Raw genomic sequence first — 18,295 nt, forward strand, 5'->3', positions numbered from 1 at the left:
ATACCGGGCGGGACAATCCATTGCCCGCAAGGGCGATGCCGGCCCTTGAAACGGGAGGCCGGCGGCATCACATCTTGTACAACAATCACCGTTCAAGGAGAGCCTCATGGCTACCGTTAAAGTCGACCAGTCCAATTTCCAGGCCGAAGTTCTGAATTCCGCAGAGCCGGTCGTCGTCGATTTCTGGGCTGAATGGTGCGGTCCGTGCAAGATGATCGCCCCGGCGCTCGAAGAAATCGCCACCGAACTCGCCGGCAAGGTGAAGGTCGCCAAGCTCAACATCGATGAGAACCCGGAACTGGCCGCCCAGTTCGGCGTACGCTCGATCCCGACGCTCGCCATGTTCAAGGGCGGTGAAGTGGCCGACATCAAGGTCGGTGCCGCTCCGAAGACGGCGCTTTCTTCCTGGATTTCCAGCGCCGCCTGATCGGCAGCGACGGACTACCCTTCAAGCCCGGCCTCGCGTCGGGCTTTTTCGTTTCAGGCCGCTTTCTGTTTCAGGTGGGGGGCGTGCCGTTGTCGGCGAGCACATCGCCGACCAGGTAAAGCGAGCCGCCGACCAGAATGCGCGGCGGCACCGAATCTTCCTCGGTGATGCGGCCGATTTCGGCAATGGCGTCGGCGACCGTCGAGAGGGGCTCGACCTCCAGGCCGGCGCGCGCCGCGTCATCGGCGAGCGACACCGGGTCGAGGCCGGCATCCGAGCCGCGGATCGGCACGGTGAAGACGCGCTCGGCAAGGCCGCGGAACGGCTCGAAATAGCCGACCGGATCCTTCGTGTTGATCATGCCCGTGACGAGGAAGAGCGGGCGCGGATCGCGTTCCTCGAAATTCGCCATCGTCTCGGCGATGACCTGCCCGGCACCGGGATTGTGCCCGCCATCGACCCAGATTTCGCTGCCGCGCGGCGCAAGCCGCATCAGCGCCCCATCCGTCAGGCGTTGCAGGCGGCCCGGCCATTCGACGCGGGCAAGGCCCAGTTCCAGCGCGTGCTCGGAGATGGTGAAACCGGCGGCCTTGACGGCGCGGATCGCGGCGGCGGAATTGCCATATTGATGGCGGCCCGGCAGGCGCGGCAGCGGCAGGTCGGCAAGGCCGAACTCGTCCTGATAGACGAGGCGGCCATATTCCTCATGCGCCATGAAATCCTGGCCATAGACGGCATGCGGGCAGCCAAGCCGTTCGGCCGTCTCGATCAGCACGTCGCGCGCGGCCTCTTCCGACTGGTAGCCGATGACGACGGGCACGCCGCGCTTCATGATGCCGGCTTTTTCCGCGGCGATCAGCTCGACGCGGTCGCCGAGATAGGCCTGGTGGTCGAGCGAGATCGGCATGATGACGCAAACCGCGGGGCGCGGCATGACATTGGTCGCGTCGAAGCGGCCGCCGAGACCCACCTCGATGATCGCCACATCCGCCGGGTGCTCGGAAAACAGCACGAAGGTGACGGCCGTCAGGATTTCGAAGACGGTGATCTTCTGCTCGCCATTGGCCTCCGCCACGCGGCGCACGGCATCGGCCAGCACGGCGTCTTCCACCAGCTGGCCCCGGCCGCCCTTGACGCCGAGGCGGTAGCGCTCGTGCCAGTTGACGAGGTGCGGGGAGGTGTGGACGTGGACGCTGAGGCCCTGCGCCTCCAGGATCGAGCGGCAGAAGGCGGTGACGGAGCCCTTGCCGTTGGTGCCGGCCACATGGATGACCGGCGGCAGCTTCAGATGTGGATCGCCGAGCGCGGACAGGAGCCGTGTGATCCGGTCCAGCGAAAGATCGAACCCCTTGGGATGGAGACCGAGAAGTTTTTCGATCTCCGCTGCCGCTTCGCTGACCGTGACCATCGACATGCTGCCCTCGCGCGGTGCGGCTTTTTACTGCGCCGCGATGGCGACGGCGCCGTTCGCCACGACGGGCGAGGACACCGTTGCGGGCTTCTTCATCAGGATCTTCAGAAGGCGGGCCAGCGTGTCGGGAATGTCGTGGCGCTTGACGACGAGGTCGACCATGCCGTGTTCCAGCAGGTATTCCGACGTCTGGAAGCCTTCCGGCAGCTTTTCGCGGATCGTCTGCTCGATGACGCGTTTGCCGGCAAAGCAGATTTCCGCACCCGGCTCAGCAAGGTGGATATCACCCAGCATGGCATAGGAGGCCGTGACGCCGCCGGTCGTCGGGTTGGTGAGCACAACGATATAGGGAAGGCCTGCCTCCTTGAGCATCTCGACCGCGACCGTGGTGCGCGGAAGCTGCATCAGCGAGAGGATGCCTTCCTGCATGCGCGCGCCGCCGGAGGCGGGGAACATGACAAGCGGGCACTTTTCGGCGATGGCACGCTCGAAGGCCTTGATGATGGCCTCGCCGGCGGCAATGCCGAGCGAGCCGCCCATGAAGGCGAATTCGTGCACGACAGCGACGAGCTTGACGCCGCGCATCTTTCCGACGCCGGCGAGGATCGTGTCCTCCAGGTCGGTCTTGGTGCGGCTGTCGCGCAGGCGGTCCGTGTATTTCTTCGAATCACGGAATTTCAGCGGGTCCTGCGCCACCTTCGGCTGCTGCAGGGACTCGTAGACGCCGTCGTCGAAGAGATCCTTCAGGCGCGCCTTCGCCGGCATCTTCATGTGGTAGCCCGAAGCCGGGATAACCCACTTGTTTTCCTCGAGATCGCGGTGAAACACCATCTCGCCGGTTTCCGGGCACTTGATCCAGAGATTTTCCGGAACATCCCGGTTGGGGCGGCCAAGCATCGAGTTGATCTTCGGCCGAACGTAGTTCGTGATCCAGTTCACGGTCTAGACTCCCGTTTTATCCCGTCCCATGTGGGGACTTTATTCCGCCGCCGCAAGGCGCGATGCACGCACGCCCGAGGCGAGGCTCATCACCAGCGTCTCGACACCGGCAACGGTGGCGGCGCTGGCCTTGCCATCCGCGGTGAGGCTGGAGGCGATCTGGTTGACGATGGCCGTGCCGACGACGACGCCATCCGCGGCGGCACCGATGGCGCGCGCATGTTCCGCCGTCTTCACGCCGAAGCCGACGCAGACCGGCAGCGCCGTATGCGCCTTGATGCGGCCGACGGCACCGCCGATCAGCGACGGATCCGGCAGGGCCGACCCCGTAATGCCGTTCATCGAGACGTAGTAGACGAAGCCGGAGGTGTTCTTCAGCACGGTCGGCAGGCGCTTTTCATCCGTCGTCGGCGTTGCGAGGCGGATGAAGTTGACGCCCTTGGCAACGGCGGGAATGCAGAGCTCGTCGTCCATTTCCGGCGGCAGGTCGACGACAATCAGGCCGTCGATGCCGGCATCGAGCGCGTCGTCGAGAAAACGGTCGACGCCGTAGATATAGATCGGGTTGTAGTAGCCCATCAGCACGATCGGCGTCGCATCGTCTTCCCGGCGGAAGTCGCGGGCCATCTGCAGCGTCTTGGCGAGCGTCTGGCCGGCCTTCAGCGCGCGCTGGCCGGCGAGCTGGATGGCGGGGCCATCGGCCATGGGGTCGGAAAAGGCCATGCCGAGCTCGATGACATCGGAGCCGGCCTTGGGCAGCGCCTTCATGATCTCCAGCGAGCTCGCATAGTCCGGATCGCCGCCCATGAAATAGGTGACGAGGGCCGGACGGCCGACGGCCGCGAGATCCGCAAAACGTTTGTCCATGCGTGCGGTCATCTTAGAGCTCCATGCCGAGGATCTTGCCGACGGTGAAGATATCCTTGTCGCCGCGGCCGGAGAGGTTCATCAGGATGATCTGGTCCTTGCCCATTTTCGGCGCACGCTTGATGACTTCGGCAATGGCGTGGCTCGGCTCCAGTGCGGGAATGATGCCTTCGAGCCTGGTCAGAAGCTGGAAGGCTTCCAGTGCCTCGTCGTCCATGATCGGCACGTATTCGGCGCGGCCGATCTCGTGCAGCCAGGCATGTTCGGGGCCGATGCCCGGATAGTCGAGGCCGGCGGAGATGGAGTGGCCTTCCTTGATCTGACCGTCGGCATCCTGCAGCAGATAGGTGCGGTTGCCGTGCAGCACGCCCGGCGAACCGGCGGTGAGCGAGGCACAGTGCAGGTCACCATCGAGGCCCTTGCCGCCGGCTTCGACGCCGACGATCTGGACGCTCTTGTCGTCGAGGAAGGGATGGAAGATGCCGATGGCGTTGGAACCGCCGCCGACGGCCGCGATCACCATGTCCGGCAGGCGACCTTCGGCTTCGAGAATCTGCTCGCGGGCTTCCGTGCCGATCACCGCCTGGAAATCGCGCACCAGCTCCGGATAGGGATGCGGGCCGGCGGCGGTGCCGATCAGGTAATAGGTGTCCTCGACATTGGTGACCCAGTCACGCAGCGCCTCGTTCATGGCGTCCTTCAGCGTGCCGCTGCCGGCGGTGACGGGGCGAACCTCCGCACCGAGCAGCTTCATGCGGAAAACGTTCGGCGCCTGACGCTCGACGTCCGTCGCGCCCATGTAAACGACGCAGGGGAAGCCGAAGCGCGCGGCGACGGTGGCGGAGGCCACGCCGTGCTGGCCGGCACCGGTTTCCGCGATGATGCGCGTCTTGCCCATGCGCTTGGCGAGCAGGATCTGGCCGATGCAATTGTTGATCTTGTGCGAGCCGGTGTGGTTCAGCTCCTCGCGCTTGAAATAGATCTTCGCGCCGCCGAGATGCTCCGTCAGCCGTTCGGCGAAATAAAGCGGGCTCGGGCGGCCGATATAATGCGTGCCGAGATGCTTGAGTTCGGCCTGGAAGGCGGGATCGGTCTTCGCCTTGTCCCATTCCTCCTGAAGCTCGAGGATCAGCGGCATCAGGGTTTCGGCAACGAAACGACCGCCGAAAATGCCGAAACGGCCGTCCTCGTCCGGACCTTCCCGGTACGAATTCAGGTTGGGTGACTGGTTCACTTGCCTCTCCCTGCGACGGCGGTCTCGCGTTCCGCTTTTCGTGCCGCTTCAAAAAACGCTTCGATCAGGCCGAGATCCTTGACGCCCGGGGCGCTTTCGAGCCCGGAACTGGCATCGATGCCCGGCGCGCCGGTGAGCTCGATGGCCTCGGCGAGGTTATCCTTGTTCAACCCACCGGAAAGCATGTAATCGACGCTTCCGTCAAGCAAATGCATCAGCGTCCAGTCGAAGGACACGCCATTGCCGCCCGGAAGCTCGGAGCCCGCCGGCGGCTTGGCGTCGAACAGGAAGCGATCGGCAATGCCGATATAGGGCTCGACCTTCTTCAGATCGTCCGCATCGCGCACCGACAAGGCCTTCATCACCGGCAGTCCATAGACCGCCTTGACGTTCAGCACGCGTTCCGGGGTTTCGCTGCCGTGCAGCTGGAGAATGTCCGGCGACAGCTGGTCGACGATCTCGTCGAGCGTGTCATTGTCGGCATTGACCGTGACGGCGACGATTTTCACGCGGCCGCGCACGCGGTCTGCCAGACGCCCGGCATCCGACGGCTCGATGTTGCGCGGGCTCTTGGGAAAGAAGATGAAGCCGATATGGCTGGCACCGAGCGAAACGGCCTTGTCGACGGCCTCCTCGGTCTTCAGTCCGCAGATTTTAATGTCGAGTTTCATGGGGAGGGAAGTCGCACGATTTTCCAGAAGAGTCGAGCCGAAAGACGGCGGTGGATCGCCCGAAACCGGCAACCGAACCGGCACCCTTGCATGGGCGCCAGGCGGACCCATATTCACAAAAGACATCGACCGGAGACCTCCATGCGGCTCATCATCGCCATCCTTCTGCCCTTCCTCGTGTTTTTCACCATCGGGCGGCCGATCGCGGGCATTATCTGCCTCATTTTGCAGATCACGCTGATCGGCTGGCTGCCGGCCGCCATCTGGGCCGTCTATGCGCTCGGGCAGTACAATACCGACAAGAAAATCCGCGACGCGCTCGCTGACCGCCGCTGACTTTTGAATAGCGTCAGCCGAAGTCCACCGCGTGCAGCAGGCTGCCATTGCGCTTCAGCCAGCGCTTGGCGTCTTCCATGCCGGGGCAGAGCTGCTCGCAGAGCGTCCAGAAGGCCGGGCTGTGGTTCATCTCGCGCAGATGCGCCACTTCGTGGGCGGCGAGATAATCGATCACATGCGGCGGCGCCATGGCGATGCGCCAGGAAAAACTGAGCGCGCCATCCACCGAGCAGGAGCCCCAGCGGCTGCGCGTGTCGCGCAGCGTCAGCGACTTGACCCGCTTGCCGACGCGGCCGGCGTGAACGGCGACCAAACGGTCCAACTCCAGCCGCGCTTCCTTCTTCAGAAAATCGCTGATGCGGCGTGGAATGCTTTCTTCCATGCCACCGACGCGCAGCACGGCCTCGTCCTCGATTATCAGGGCCTCCGTCAGGCCGCGCAGCCGGCCCGTCGCCTCGATGCGGTGCGAGACGCCGCGGATCATGACATAGCCGCCGTCAGCCAGTTCGTTGGTCGAGCGGAACTTGGCGAGCTTCGTCATCAGCCAGCCCTGATGACGATCGAGGAAATCGCGGATATCGCGCTCCGGCACACCATTCGGCACCGTCATGCGCAGCGCGCGGCCGCCGGGCTCGATGCGCAGCGTCAGCCGGGTCGCGCGCAGGTCGCGCCGGATGGTCAGCGGCAGGCGCCGGCCATTGACGTCGAGTTCGCGCGTCTCCGGCGGAGGCGGCGTCTTCAGGGCCTTGCGGGGCTTGCGAAGCGAGGAGAACATGGCACCTTTCATAGCCGATTCGGGCCTGACTGAAACGCCTCAACGAAAAACCGGCGCACAAGGCGCCGGTCGGGAATCCACTCCCCCTCTTTCGTCATGGTCGGGCTTGACCCGACCATCCATGCCGTGGGTGCCGCGTGGATCCTCGGGTCAAGCCCGAGGATGACGAAGGGTGAGGCAGCACCTCACGTCGCCGGGAAGCCCGGGACGTCGCCGTGGCCGGAGGCGCGGCGTTCGCGCATGAAGCGGTCGAACTCTTCCTGGTCCTTGGCGCGGCGAAGCTCGCGGACATAGGAATCGAACTCTTCGCGCATTTCGTCGAGCTTGCGGCGCTCTTCATCGAGGCGCGACAGTTCGGCATCGCGCCAGTCGTCGAAGGCGACGTTGCCGGTGGCACTGCGGAACGAGGAACTGCCGCGGCGGCCACCCCATTTGCTGCGGCAGGAGGCGAACAGGCCGTCAACCGTTTCGTTGGCGTCTTTCTTGAAGGATTTCAGGCGATCGCCGAAGATGATGTAGGCAAGCATGGCTAGGCCGAGGGGCCAGAACACCACGAAGCCGAGCACCATCAGGGCGATGGTCGCAGGCGTCCAGTCCGGACGGATAAGCGCTGACTGGTTCATGTGCAATCTTCCTCACGATCGGCGGAAACCACCCTGGTTTCCGATGATTCCGATGTGGGCAGAGCACGGATCGCGTTCAAGACAATGCCCGGCAAATTCTGGCAAGTGCCTGAAAGCGGCCCAGAAAATCAGGCGGCAGCGCCCGATTTTCCACCCTTGATGACGCGCGGCACCTGCTTTGCCTTCTCGCTGCGGGCATGCTCGGCGATGAAGGACAGGATGCGCGGGGCGATTTCCTTGCGGAAACGCGAGCCGTTGAAGACACCGTAATGGCCGACATCCGGCTGCATGTAGTGCATGCGCATGTCGTCCGGGATGTTGGTGCAGATGGTCTGCGCCGCCTGGGTCTGGCCGACGCCGGAAATGTCGTCGTTCTCGCCTTCGACGGTGAGCAGCGCCACCTTGCGGATCGCCGTCGTATCGACGGGACGCGTGCGGTGCATCATCTCGCCCTTCGGCAGAGCGTGTTTCATGAACACGGTCTCGACCGTCTGGAGATAGAATTCCGCCGTCAGGTCCATGACTGCCAGGTACTCGTCGTAGAAATCGCGGTGCTTTTCGGCCGCATCGCCGTCGTTCTTCACGAGATGGGCGAAGAACTCCTTGTGGGCGACGACGTGGCGGTCGAGGTTCATCGACATGAAACCGGACAATTGCAGGAAGCCCGGATAGACCATGCGCATGAAGCCCGGCTGCGGCCACGGCACCGGCATGATGACATTGTCGCGGAACCAGTCGATCGGCTTTTCTTCCGCGAGCTTGTTGACGGCGGTCGGGTTGATGCGCGTGTCGATCGGCCCGCCCATCAGCGTCATGGTCGAGGGCGACAGCGGATCGTCATCGGCTTCCATGACCGCGACGGCGGCCAGCACCGGCACGGCCGGCTGGCAGACGGCGATGACATGGGTATCCGGCCCTAGCGCATGCAGCATCTGGATGACGTAGTCGATATAATCGTCGAGATCGAAGGTGCCATCGGAGAGCGGCACCATGCGCGCGTCGATCCAATCGGTGATGTGCACTTCCGCATGCGGCAGCAGCGCTTCGACGGTGCCGCGTAGCAGCGTCGCATAGTGGCCGGACATCGGCGCGACGATCAACACTTTCGGATCGCGGCGGTGGCCGGCCGGCAAACAGCGCTCGAAATGCACAAGATTGCAGAAGGGCTGCTTCCAGACGACCTTCTCATGCACAGAAATGGTCTTGCCGTCGATGAGCGTGGTCGGGAGGTCGAACTCAGGCTTGCCGTAGCGCCGGGTGGAGCGTTCGAGGACCTCGAAGCCCGCGGCCATGGTGCGGCCGAAATAGGTGTGCGAGACCGGATTGAGCGGGTTGCGGAAGGCCATCCGCATCTGGTCCGCGACGGCGCGCCAGGGCGCCATCATCGCATGGTTCATTTCATAGAGCTGATAATACATTGAACGCGACACCCCGTCTTGGACAGTGCAGGCCGGAATGGCCGCCTCGTCCGGATCATCCCGGTTTCCGCAGGTGCGAAAGACTAACACGTTTTCGCTGCGGAGCAACAGACCGGAACCGACCGGTCCAAAAGCATGGTAGGCCGCAGACCTTTCGCGGACATGAACAAATCCAGCGGGTACGAGATCACGCCGCCCTATGCTGCAACGCGCACAACGGCCTTGATGAGACCCGACTTTTCCGTCGCCCAGCGGGCGAGGTCCACGGGCACACGGTCGAGCGTGGTGCGGTGCGTGACGAGCGCTTCGACCGGCACCTCACCGGCGCGGATATTTGCCATGACATGCTCGAAATCGGCGCGCGTGGCATTGCGGCTGCCGACCAGCGTCATCTCCCGCTTGTGGAATTCCGGATCGGAAAAACGGATCTCGTCCTTGACCACGCTGACCAGCACCAGGGCGCCGCCATGGGCGACATAGGCGAACGCCGCCTCCATCGACTTTGCATACCCCGTCGCATCGAAGACGACATCGAAGCCGTCGCCACCGGTCGCCGTGGATACCGCCTCGGTGGCTGTCTCTCCCGCCAGAATGCCGCTGATAAAACCAAAACGCTCGGCCGCGATGGCGAGGCGTTCGGCGGATGTGTCCATCAGCGTCACCGCGTGGCCGGCGATACGCGAAAAAAGCGCGGTGCCGAGGCCGATCGGGCCGGCGCCGATGACCAGCGCCCGAGACCCGGCCGGCGCCTGCGAACGACGGACCGCGTGGGCGCCAATCGCCAGGAATTCGACTGTCGCGGCCGCTTCCAGGGAAAGGCCGTCAGCCGGATAAAGATTGTCCGCCGGCAGCACGATCTCCTCGCAGAAGGCGCCATCCGTGTGCACACCGAGGACGCGGATCGCCATGCAGCAGTTCGGCTTGCCCTGCCGGCAGGCCACACAGGTGCCGCAGGACAAATACGGGTTGACGACGACGGGGGCGCCCACGGCAAACGCGCTCGTGCCGGGATCGACGACGGTGGCGGAAACCTCGTGGCCCATCACCCGCGGGTATTCGAGGAACGGGTGTTTACCCTCGAAAATATGGTAGTCGGTGCCGCAGATGCCGACATGGCTGACCGCGAGACGCACCCATCCTTCCGGAAGCGTAGCCGGATTCTGACGCTCGACCGCCTCCAGGCGGCCGGGCTCGATGCAAACGATGGCTTTCATCTCAACGGCTTCCGCGACGGCGCAGCTGGTCGAAATAGACGATGACGATGATCAGCAGGCCGGTGATGATGCGCTGCCAGAACGAGTTGACGTTCAGGAGGTTCGCGCCGTTGTTGATGGTCGCCAGGATGAAGGCGCCGAGCAGCGGACCGTGCACCGAACCGACCGCGCCGAACAGGCTGGTGCCGCCGATGACCGAGGAGGCGATCGCCTGCAACTCCCAGCCTTCCGCCTGCGTGGCATTGCCGATGCCGATGCGCGAGGCGAGCAACAGGCCGACGAAGGCGGCGCAGGTGGCAGACAGGATATAGGCGAGGTAGATCGTGCGGTTGACATTGACGCCGGAAAGCCGCGCCGCCTCGGCATTCGAGCCGACCGCGAAGAGATAACGGCCCCAGCGCGAGAGGTGCAGGAAGACGAAGGCCGGGATCGCCACCAGGATGACCATCCAGAACAGGCTCGGCACGCCAAGGAAATCGGTGCGCGAGAAGTTGGTGAAGCCTTCATGGTTGATCGAGATCGTCGAGCCGTTGGTGATGAGCAGGCCAATGCCGCGCAGCGAGGTGAGCGTGGCGAGCGTGATGATGAAGGGCGGCAGGCCCATGCGCACGATGCCGAAACCATGGAAGGCGCCGATCGCAACGCCCATCAGCAGCGTCAGGATGATGGCCGCCCAGAGCGGCACGCCCGCCTGGAGCAGCCAGGCGACGATGACGCTGGTGAAGCCGACGATGGCGCCGACCGAGAGGTCGATGCCGGCGGTGATGATCACGAAGGTCTGGCCGACCGCGAGGATCGCCGTCATGGCGCCCTGGCGCAGCAGGTTGCTGATATTGTTCGGCGACCAGAAGGCATTGGTCGACAGGCCTAGCAGCAGCCAGAGGAAAAGAAGCAGGCCGAGCAGCGTCAGGCCGAGCAGGATGTTCGTGCCCTTCTTCGGTGCCGGTGCGCTTTCCGTCGTCGTCTCCACGCTCATGTTTCTTCTCCTTTATGGCGCGGCGGCACTGCATGTTTTCACGCAATCCCGGACGCAAAACCGCTTCGCACTTTTGCTGGTATTGCTCTAAATGCCGATGGCCTGGGTCAGGACGTCCTCGTGCGAGGCCGCCCGGTGGTCATGGCTGGCGACGAGCCGGCCGCCGCGGAAGACATGCAGCCGGTCGGAAAGTTCATAGACCTCCGGCAGGTAGGACGAGATCAGGATGATGCCGGCGCCCTTTTTCAGGAGCTCGCCGAACAGGCGGTAGATTTCCGCCTTGGTGCCGACATCGACGCCGACCGTCGGCTCATCGAAGATGAACAGCCGGGCGCCATGGCTCAGCCATTTACCGATGACGATTTTCTGCTGGTTGCCGCCGGACATGGCGGAGGCGAGCACGCGGCGTGACGGCGTCTTGATGCTGAGGTTGCGGATCTGCTGGTCGGCATTCGCCGCCTCGTCGCCCTTGCGGATCACGAGACCCGAGCTCAACCGCTTGAAGATCGGCAGGTTGATGTTGAGGCCGATCGGCAGGTTGAGGCAGAGGCCCTGGTCGCGCCGGCTTTCCGGCGCCAGCGCAATGCCGAGCTCCATGGCGTCGCGTTCATTGCGGATGTCGACCTTCTTGCCATCCCAGAAAACTTCGCCGGCGGAAAGCGGCTGGCGACCATAGAGGCCGAGCGCGAATTCGCTGCGCCCGGCACCAATCAACCCATAAAGACCGACGATTTCGCCGGAACGCACCGTCAGAGACACATCCTCGAAGCCGGGTCCCGAAAGCCCCTTCGTCTCGACGATGGCCTTGCCGATCGGCACTTTTTCCTTGTGGTAGATCTGCTCGATCGTGCGGTTGATCATCAGCGCGATCAGCTCGTTGTCGTTGGTCTCGCTGATAAGGCGCGTGCCGACATGGGTGCCGTCGCGCAGGACCGAGACGCGGTCGGCGAGCTCGAAGACTTCCTCCATGCGGTGACTGATATAGACGATCGTCACGCCCTGATCGCGTAGCCGGCGAATGAGCCGGAAGAGCTGGGCGGATTCCTGGCGCGTCAGATAGGCGGTCGGCTCGTCGAAGATGAGGAAGCGGATGCCACGCATGGCCGCCTTGGCGGTGGCGACGAGCTGCTGCTGGCCGATGGTGAGGCTGCCGAGTTGGGCGCCTGCCGGCAGCAGGAAGCCGAGATCGTCGAGCACGGCCTGCGCCGCGCGCTCCATGGCGCCCTTGCGCATCAGGCCGTAGCGATCCATCTCGTCGCCGAGAAACATGTTGGCCGCGACGGAGAGGTGCGCGCAGAGCACGACCTCCTGATGCACCGCGTTGATGCCGCGCTTGATGGCTTCGGTCGGTGTCGCGAGCTGCACGGGCTTGCCGCACCAGAACACCTCACCGGCCGTGCGCCGGATAACCCCGGTCAGAAGCTTTATCAGCGTCGATTTGCCGGCACCGTTCTCGCCGACGATGGCGTGGATTTCGCCCGCCAGGAACGTCACCGTCGCCGGCTTCAGCGCTTCGACGAGGCCGTATTTCTTTTGAAGCCCGCGCAGTTCGAGGATCGGCGCGCCGCGCGGCACCGTTTCGGATTCGGCGAGTTTCGCCTCGTCTTCGTGCCGATGGCTAAGCTCTTCAAGGCTGCTCATCGCTGTCTCCTCCCGACTGCGTGGAAAGCGTCCCGCCCGGATCATGCGGCCCGGGCGGGAGATCGTCAAACGCGATGCGTGAAACCGATCAGATCTTCGGGTTCAGCAGGGCATCGATCTTCGGATCGGCCATGTTTTCCTTGGTAACCAGGTTGGCGCCGGTATCGACGAAGGTTTCAACCTTCTCGCCCTTGGAAACGGCGAGCGCCGTCTTCACGCCGTCATAGCCCATGCGGTACGGATCCTGCACGACGAGGCCAGCGAGCACGCCTTCCTTGAGGAAGCCGACGGTCTTTTCATCCGAGTCGAAGCCGATGACCTTGATCTTGTCGCCGAGCTTGTTTTCCGCGATCGCCTGGCCGACGCCCTGCGCCATGATGAGGTTGGAGGCGAAGACGCCGACGAGGTTCGGGTTGGCGGTGATGAGGTCGGTCATCATGTTGAGGCCGGTGGTCGCCTGGCCATCCGCATATTTATCGGCAACGACGGTGAGACCTGGATATTTGGTCTTGATCTGATCCAGGAACCCTTCGCGGCGCTGGTCGAGCGAGCCGACGCCCGGCAGGCTGGTGATGATGGCGATCTCGCCCTCTTCCTTGCCGGTCGCGGCCTTGACCGCCGCGGCAAGGCCATCGGCGGCGATGCGGCCGCCCTGCACGTTGTCCGTCGTCAGGAACGAGGTGAACGCCTTGGAATCCGCGCCGGAATCGATGCCGATGATCGGAACGGACTTCGCCGCTTCGTCGACCGGCTTGCCGAGCGCCTTGAACTCCGTCGGCGAGATGACGACGGCGGCCGGGCCGCCCGCAACGGCGTTTTCGAGGATGCTGATCTGGCCGTTGATGTCGGATTCCGACTGCGCGCCGAGCTCCGGCACGTTGACGCCGAGATCCTTACCGGCGGCGCGCGCGCCCGCAAGCACGATCTGCCAGTAGAAGGACGTGGTGTCCTTGACGATGATCGGGATGGTGACTTCCTGCGCGAAGGACGCGGCAGGGGCCATGGTGGCGAGGACTGCGGCACCCGCCAGCGCCGTAAAGGCGCGGCGAGACAGAAGCGATCTTACAATGCTCATCAGATTTCTCCTCTCTAGTGCTCCCTGTTGCTTATGCGATCGCGTCGCAGGAAGCGGACAACTCGATCTTTTATCGATAAAAAACAGTATTGCTTCACGCTATACCCGCCTGCCCTCCTTGGCAAGCAAGCAATACCTTGCAAAAAACCGTGTCCTTTCAGGCATTCCAGTCATCGCCATCCGTCCTCCCAAACGGTGGCCGCAGGTGTTCAGACCCGGTAGACCTCATGCGGGTGCACGACACCCTTCTTCAGAATGATATTGCCATAAAGCCGGAACTCCGTCGTGGCGACAATATAGGCGGCCTTCTTCGCCATCTCGTAGAAGGCGAAGCGCTCGACGGCATGCACCGTGAAGTCGCCGGCCAATCGACGAACGAGATCCTGGAAGGTGACGCAGATCTCCGGCACCGCCGCCGGATCACCGACGACCTCCATGCGCCAGGCGGCCTCGGGCACGAAGGTATCGAGCGGCATGTGGGCCAGAATGGCCTCGGTGATCGACACCGCATCGACGCCATCCGCCCGGATCACCTCGGGACCGAGAAAACTCGACGGAAAATTCGCGTCCGCAATGACGATGTCGTCGCCATGGCCCATGGTCCTGATCGCGTGCAGCAGGTCCGGCCCGAGCAGCGGATGAATACCCTTCAACATGGTTCTGCCGATCCTCCCAGATCGAAATCATTGCCGGACGGCGTCGTCTCCCAGTTCCGGCGCAACGAGTATATGCGGCTCGAAAGCCGGATAAATGTCTTTCGAGAACGTCATGCGCGCGAGCGCCATATTGCGATGAAGGCTCTCCGGCTTCGCCGTGCCCAGAAGCACGCAAGCGACGGCGGGATGCTCCAGCGGAAATTTCAGCGCCGGTGCGGCGAGCGGCACATGCTGCCCGCGCGCGATCTCCATCATCGCGCGCACCTTGCCCGCCACCTCCGGCGTTGCCGGCATATAGTCGAAATGCGCGCCTTCGACCGGACCCGTGGCCAGGATGCCGGAATTGAACACGCCACCCACCACCAGCGACGTGCCCTTCTGTTCGCAGAGCGGCAGAAGCTCCGCCGACGCGGAACGGTCGAGCAGCGTATAACGACCGGCGAGCAGGATGCAGTCGAGATCGGCATGCCGCAGCACGTCCAGGCAGACCGGCACCTCGTTGACGCCGAGCCCGAAGGCCTTGATGGCGCCGGCGGATTTGAGCTCGCCCAGCGCCTTCAAGCCGGAGTCGAGAAGCTGGCGCAGGTGAAAGGCGTTGCGTTCGGCACCGTGGGTATAGACGCCGATATCGTGCACATAGAGCATGTCGATGCGGTTCAGCCCGAGCCGGGCATGGCTGAGTTCGACGGAGCGCATGATGCCGTCATAGCTATAGTCGTAATGCACATCGAAGGGCAGCGGATCGACATAGCCGTAGGCCGGCACCTTGTCGTCGGCGACGGGCACCATGATGCGGCCGACCTTGCTGGACAGCACGTAGCTGCCCTTCGGCTTGTCGCGCAGGAAATCGCCGGTGCGGCGCTCCGCCAGGCCGAAGCCATACCAGGGCGCGGTGTCGAAATAGCGCACGCCCTCCTGCCAGGCGGCATCGAGCGTCACCATCGCCGCATCACGCGGGCAGGCCCGGTAGAGCCCGCCTAGCGCTGCGGTGCCGAAACCATATTCGGTCACGGCCAGGCCCGTCCTGCCGATGGTCCGCGTCTTCATGCATCCTCCCGGCCGGCGTCCTTTCGCCGGCATTTGTCTTTTATCGGCAATAGACAGATCGTCGTCAATGGGTAATATGCATGAAGGAGGAAACGGAGGATGCCGACGGGCGGACGCGATGCGGCTGGTCGCCTGGTCATTTGCCCGATCAGCCATTAAGGGACGCGACATCCCAGGAACCGGCGGCACCCATGGCCAAACAGAACAACGTCTTCAAGGACGCCTTCAATCGCTGCGTCAAGCTGCTCGAGCAATCGGCAAGCCTGCCCTCGGAGCCCGAGCTTGGCGCTGCCCTCGGTGTCAGCCGCACGACCGTGCGCGCGATCCTGACCCGGCTTGAAGATGTCGGGCTGCTCGCCTGGGAGAAGCGCCGCAAGATCGTGCTGCGCAAGCCGCTCGCCTCCGACTATTTTCCGACGGAAGAGACGGATTCGCTCTCCGAAATCATCGAGCGCAGCTTCATGCGCCGGATTCTCGCCGGCGGCGCGGAGCCGGGCATGCAGATCAACGAGCTGGAACTGGCGCGCGAGATCGGCATCGGCACCACCAGCGTGCGCGAATTCCTCATCCGTTTCAGCCGCTTCGGGCTCATCGAGAAGCGGCCGAACAGCCATTGGGTGCTGAAGGGCTTTACCCGCGAATTCGCGCTGGAACTGACGGAGGTGCGCGAAATGTTCGAGCTGCGCTCGGCCGCCGCCTTCGCGCGCCTGCCGGCAGAGCATCCCGCCTGGCTGGAGCTCGATGCGATCGAGGCGGTGCATCACGCCATTCTGGGCGACATCGAAAATCGTTACCTGGATTTTTCCGAGCTGGACGAGCGCTTCCACTTGCTGGTGCACCGGGCTTCGAAGAACCGTTTCATCGTCGATTTCTACGACGTCATCGCCATCGTCTTCCACTATCACTACCAGTGGAACAAGACGAATGCCCGCCAGCGCAATGCGCGGGCGATGGAGGAACACCTCGTCTATATCGCGGCCTTGCGCTCACGCGATCCCGCACAGATCGAGGATGCCTGCCGGCGCCACCTGAAATCGGCGCGCGAAACCCTGCTGCAATCCATCAACTGACGAGACCGCCATGCGCACACCCATCCTGCAATTCGGAACCAGCCGCTTTTTGCAGGCCCATGCGGATCTCTTCGTCGGCGAAGCGCTGGAGAAGGGCGAAGCGCTTGGCCGCATTACGGTCGTCCAGACGACGGGCTCGCCTGAGCGCGCCGGCCGGCTTGCGGCCCTTGCGGCACCGGGCGGCTTTCCTGTCATCGTGCGCGGGCGCAAGGACGGCCGGGAGATCAACCGCGAACAGCGCGTCACCAGCGTCGCCCGTACGCTTTCGACGGCGAGCGACTGGGACGAGGTCATCCGCGTCTTCTGCGACGAAGCAGAGGTCGTGCTCTCCAATACCGGCGATACCGGCTACAGGATCGGGCCAGTCGATCTCGCCGGCACGGTGCCGGCGTCCTTTCCGGGGAAGTTGCTGGCGCTGCTGCACGCCCGCTTTCAGGCGGGCGGACGGCCACTGACCATGCTTCCCTGCGAACTCATCTCGCGAAATGGCGAGGTGCTGAAGCGGCTGGTGCTCGGGCTGCAAGCCGATCGTTACCCGGATTCTTCATTCGCGGCCTGGCTATCGGAGAAGGTGATCTGGGCGAATACGCTGGTCGATCGCATCGTTTCGGAGCCCATCGAGCCCGCCGGTGCGATTGCGGAGCCCTATGCGCTATGGGCGATTGAAAACCAGCCGGGCCTGACGGTGCCGTGCAGACACGCGAACGTTCTCGTCGTCGATGACCTGACGCCCTATGAAAAGCTCAAGCTGCACATCCTCAATCTCGGCCATACGGTGCTGGCGGATATCTGGATGAAGGAGAACCGGCCGGCGGAGGAGACGGTGAAAGTGATCCTTGGCGATGCCGGTGTTCGGGAGCTGCTGCTTGCGATCTATCGTGATGAGGTGATTCCGGGCTTTGCTGCCAGGGGTCTGGGCAAACAGGCGGAAGACTATGTCGCGGCCACGCTGGAGCGCTTCGACAATCCGTTCCTGGAGCACCGCATGCGCGAGATCGCCAACCACCATGCGGAAAAGCTCGTTCGCCGCATCGTCGACTTCAAGGCCTGGACGCCGGACGTGCCGATGCCCAGGCTCACGGCAATCGCGGCGGCTCAGTAGCCGCTGCGTTCTCCGGCCTTTTCCTCGCCGAGGAAACGGCGGCGCAGGCCGTCTGCCGCGGAGACGAGGCAGGTGACGTCGGTGCCGATCGCCATGAAATCCGCACCGAGATCGCGGTAGATTTCGGCCTGCGGCAGCGACACGGTCATGATGCCGCGCGCCTTGCCCGCCGCCTTGATGCGCTGGAAGGCATCGGTGATGGCCGCCAGAACCTCCGGCGCGCCGGGCTCGCCCAGCAGGCCCATGTCAGCGGCGAGGTCCGACGGGCCGATGAACAGGCCGTCGACGCCCTCCACCGCGGCGATCTCGTCGATCGCGGCAAGGCCGGCCCGGCTTTCGATCTGCACGATCAGGCAGATTTCGTCATTGGCGGTCGCGAGGTAATCCGGAACACGGTTGAAGTCGCTGGCGCGGCCAAGGCCGGCGCCGACGCCGCGAATGCCATGGGGCGGATAGCGCACGGCGCGCACCAGCGCCTCCGCCTCGGCCGCCGATTCGACCATGGGAATGAGGAAGGTCTGCGCGCCTTGATCGAGCAGCTGCTTCAGCAGCCAGGCCTCGCCCATCGGCGGGCGCACCATGGCGTGGCTCGGCGAATGACGCAGCGCGCCGATCTGCGCGCTGATCAGCGGCATGTCGTTCGGGCCGTGTTCGCCGTCGATCAGCAGCCAGTCATACCCGCTGCCCGAGAGGATTTCCGCGGCATAGGCGCTGCCGAGCGCCACCCACAGGCCGAGCTGGAACCGGCCCTCGCGAAGGGCTGCCTTGAAGGCGTTTCTGGGTGCTGCCACGATCTTTTCCCTCTCAAAACGG

19 protein-coding genes are annotated in these 18,295 nt (G+C 64.0%); 4 read left to right on the forward strand and 15 right to left on the reverse strand.

Annotated elements, in window-relative coordinates; all coding sequences use genetic code 11:
- The first annotated feature begins 106 nt into the window (after positions 1-106).
- Positions 107-427: a thioredoxin gene (trxA, locus tag AC1RWL_RS16405; protein ID WP_160861395.1), complete on the forward strand. Its 321-nt coding sequence runs from the start codon at positions 107-109 to the stop codon at positions 425-427.
- A gap of 70 nt (positions 428-497) precedes the next feature.
- On the opposite strand, the gene AC1RWL_RS16410 is transcribed toward trxA, so the two are convergent.
- Genes AC1RWL_RS16410 through AC1RWL_RS16430 form a run of 5 tightly spaced genes read right to left on the reverse strand, consistent with a single transcriptional unit; the run spans position 498 to position 5,549 of the window.
- Positions 498-1,841: a bifunctional folylpolyglutamate synthase/dihydrofolate synthase gene (locus AC1RWL_RS16410; RefSeq protein WP_493095595.1), complete on the reverse strand. Its 1,344-nt coding sequence runs from the start codon at positions 1,839-1,841 to the stop codon at positions 498-500.
- Between the two features lie 24 nt (positions 1,842-1,865).
- Entirely contained in the window at positions 1,866-2,777 is a 912-nt protein-coding gene (accD, locus tag AC1RWL_RS16415) for an acetyl-CoA carboxylase, carboxyltransferase subunit beta (RefSeq protein ID WP_439618628.1), read from the reverse strand.
- A gap of 39 nt (positions 2,778-2,816) precedes the next feature.
- The gene (gene trpA, locus AC1RWL_RS16420) at positions 2,817-3,656 is read right to left on the reverse strand and encodes a tryptophan synthase subunit alpha (RefSeq protein WP_435268944.1); all 840 of its coding nucleotides are present in this window, start codon (positions 3,654-3,656) and stop codon (positions 2,817-2,819) included.
- A 1-nt stretch (position 3,657) separates the two neighbouring features.
- On the reverse strand, positions 3,658-4,878 hold the full coding sequence (trpB, locus tag AC1RWL_RS16425; RefSeq protein ID WP_435268945.1) for a tryptophan synthase subunit beta: 1,221 nt from the start codon (positions 4,876-4,878) through the stop codon (positions 3,658-3,660).
- Positions 4,875-5,549 (reverse strand): phosphoribosylanthranilate isomerase, encoded by a 675-nt coding sequence (locus tag AC1RWL_RS16430; protein ID WP_256120433.1) that lies wholly within the window; start codon positions 5,547-5,549, stop codon positions 4,875-4,877. Before AC1RWL_RS16430 ends, trpB begins: the two co-directional genes overlap by 4 nt.
- Before the next feature lie 141 nt (positions 5,550-5,690).
- On the opposite strand from AC1RWL_RS16430, the gene AC1RWL_RS16435 reads away from it, so the two are divergent.
- The gene (locus AC1RWL_RS16435) at positions 5,691-5,885 is read left to right on the forward strand and encodes a YqaE/Pmp3 family membrane protein (protein ID WP_256120434.1); all 195 of its coding nucleotides are present in this window, start codon (positions 5,691-5,693) and stop codon (positions 5,883-5,885) included.
- 13 nt (positions 5,886-5,898) lie between these two features.
- Here the strand turns inward: AC1RWL_RS16435 and AC1RWL_RS16440 are convergent, their stop codons facing one another.
- From AC1RWL_RS16440 to AC1RWL_RS16480, 9 genes are all read right to left on the reverse strand, one after another.
- Entirely contained in the window at positions 5,899-6,660 is a 762-nt protein-coding gene (locus tag AC1RWL_RS16440) for a M48 family metallopeptidase (RefSeq protein WP_435268946.1), read from the reverse strand.
- 185 nt (positions 6,661-6,845) lie between these two features.
- Positions 6,846-7,283, reverse strand: coding sequence for a DUF2852 domain-containing protein (locus tag AC1RWL_RS16445; RefSeq protein WP_493095594.1), 438 nt, complete (start codon positions 7,281-7,283; stop codon positions 6,846-6,848).
- Between the two features lie 128 nt (positions 7,284-7,411).
- A complete protein-coding gene (phaZ, locus tag AC1RWL_RS16450) occupies positions 7,412-8,701 on the reverse strand; it encodes a polyhydroxyalkanoate depolymerase (RefSeq protein ID WP_256120437.1) in 1,290 nt (429 codons plus the stop codon).
- Between the two features lie 197 nt (positions 8,702-8,898).
- On the reverse strand, positions 8,899-9,915 hold the full coding sequence (locus AC1RWL_RS16455; RefSeq protein WP_493095593.1) for a zinc-binding alcohol dehydrogenase family protein: 1,017 nt from the start codon (positions 9,913-9,915) through the stop codon (positions 8,899-8,901).
- A 1-nt stretch (position 9,916) separates the two neighbouring features.
- Positions 9,917-10,891, reverse strand: coding sequence for an ABC transporter permease (locus AC1RWL_RS16460; protein WP_256120439.1), 975 nt, complete (start codon positions 10,889-10,891; stop codon positions 9,917-9,919).
- Positions 10,892-10,978: 87 nt separating this feature from the next.
- Positions 10,979-12,532, reverse strand: coding sequence for a sugar ABC transporter ATP-binding protein (locus AC1RWL_RS16465; protein WP_493095592.1), 1,554 nt, complete (start codon positions 12,530-12,532; stop codon positions 10,979-10,981).
- Positions 12,533-12,620: 88 nt separating this feature from the next.
- Complete coding sequence (locus AC1RWL_RS16470; protein ID WP_493095591.1) at positions 12,621-13,607, reverse strand: ABC transporter substrate-binding protein; 987 nt, start codon at positions 13,605-13,607, stop codon at positions 12,621-12,623.
- 209 nt (positions 13,608-13,816) lie between these two features.
- On the reverse strand, positions 13,817-14,263 hold the full coding sequence (locus AC1RWL_RS16475; protein WP_493095590.1) for an RbsD/FucU family protein: 447 nt from the start codon (positions 14,261-14,263) through the stop codon (positions 13,817-13,819).
- 27 nt (positions 14,264-14,290) lie between these two features.
- Entirely contained in the window at positions 14,291-15,310 is a 1,020-nt protein-coding gene (locus AC1RWL_RS16480) for an aldo/keto reductase (protein ID WP_493095589.1), read from the reverse strand.
- Positions 15,311-15,501: 191 nt separating this feature from the next.
- On the opposite strand from AC1RWL_RS16480, the gene AC1RWL_RS16485 reads away from it, so the two are divergent.
- A complete protein-coding gene (locus AC1RWL_RS16485; protein WP_493095588.1) occupies positions 15,502-16,380 on the forward strand; it encodes a GntR family transcriptional regulator in 879 nt (292 codons plus the stop codon).
- Between the two features lie 10 nt (positions 16,381-16,390).
- Positions 16,391-17,482, forward strand: coding sequence for a mannitol dehydrogenase family protein (locus AC1RWL_RS16490; protein WP_493095587.1), 1,092 nt, complete (start codon positions 16,391-16,393; stop codon positions 17,480-17,482).
- Here the strand turns inward: AC1RWL_RS16490 and AC1RWL_RS16495 are convergent.
- Complete coding sequence (locus AC1RWL_RS16495) at positions 17,476-18,273, reverse strand: aldolase/citrate lyase family protein (protein ID WP_493095586.1); 798 nt, start codon at positions 18,271-18,273, stop codon at positions 17,476-17,478. The two genes, AC1RWL_RS16490 and AC1RWL_RS16495, sit on opposite strands and share 7 nt — an antisense overlap.
- Positions 18,274-18,295: the final 22 nt, after the last annotated feature.

Source organism: Shinella sp. GW821-FHT10F02, from assembly GCF_058809275.1.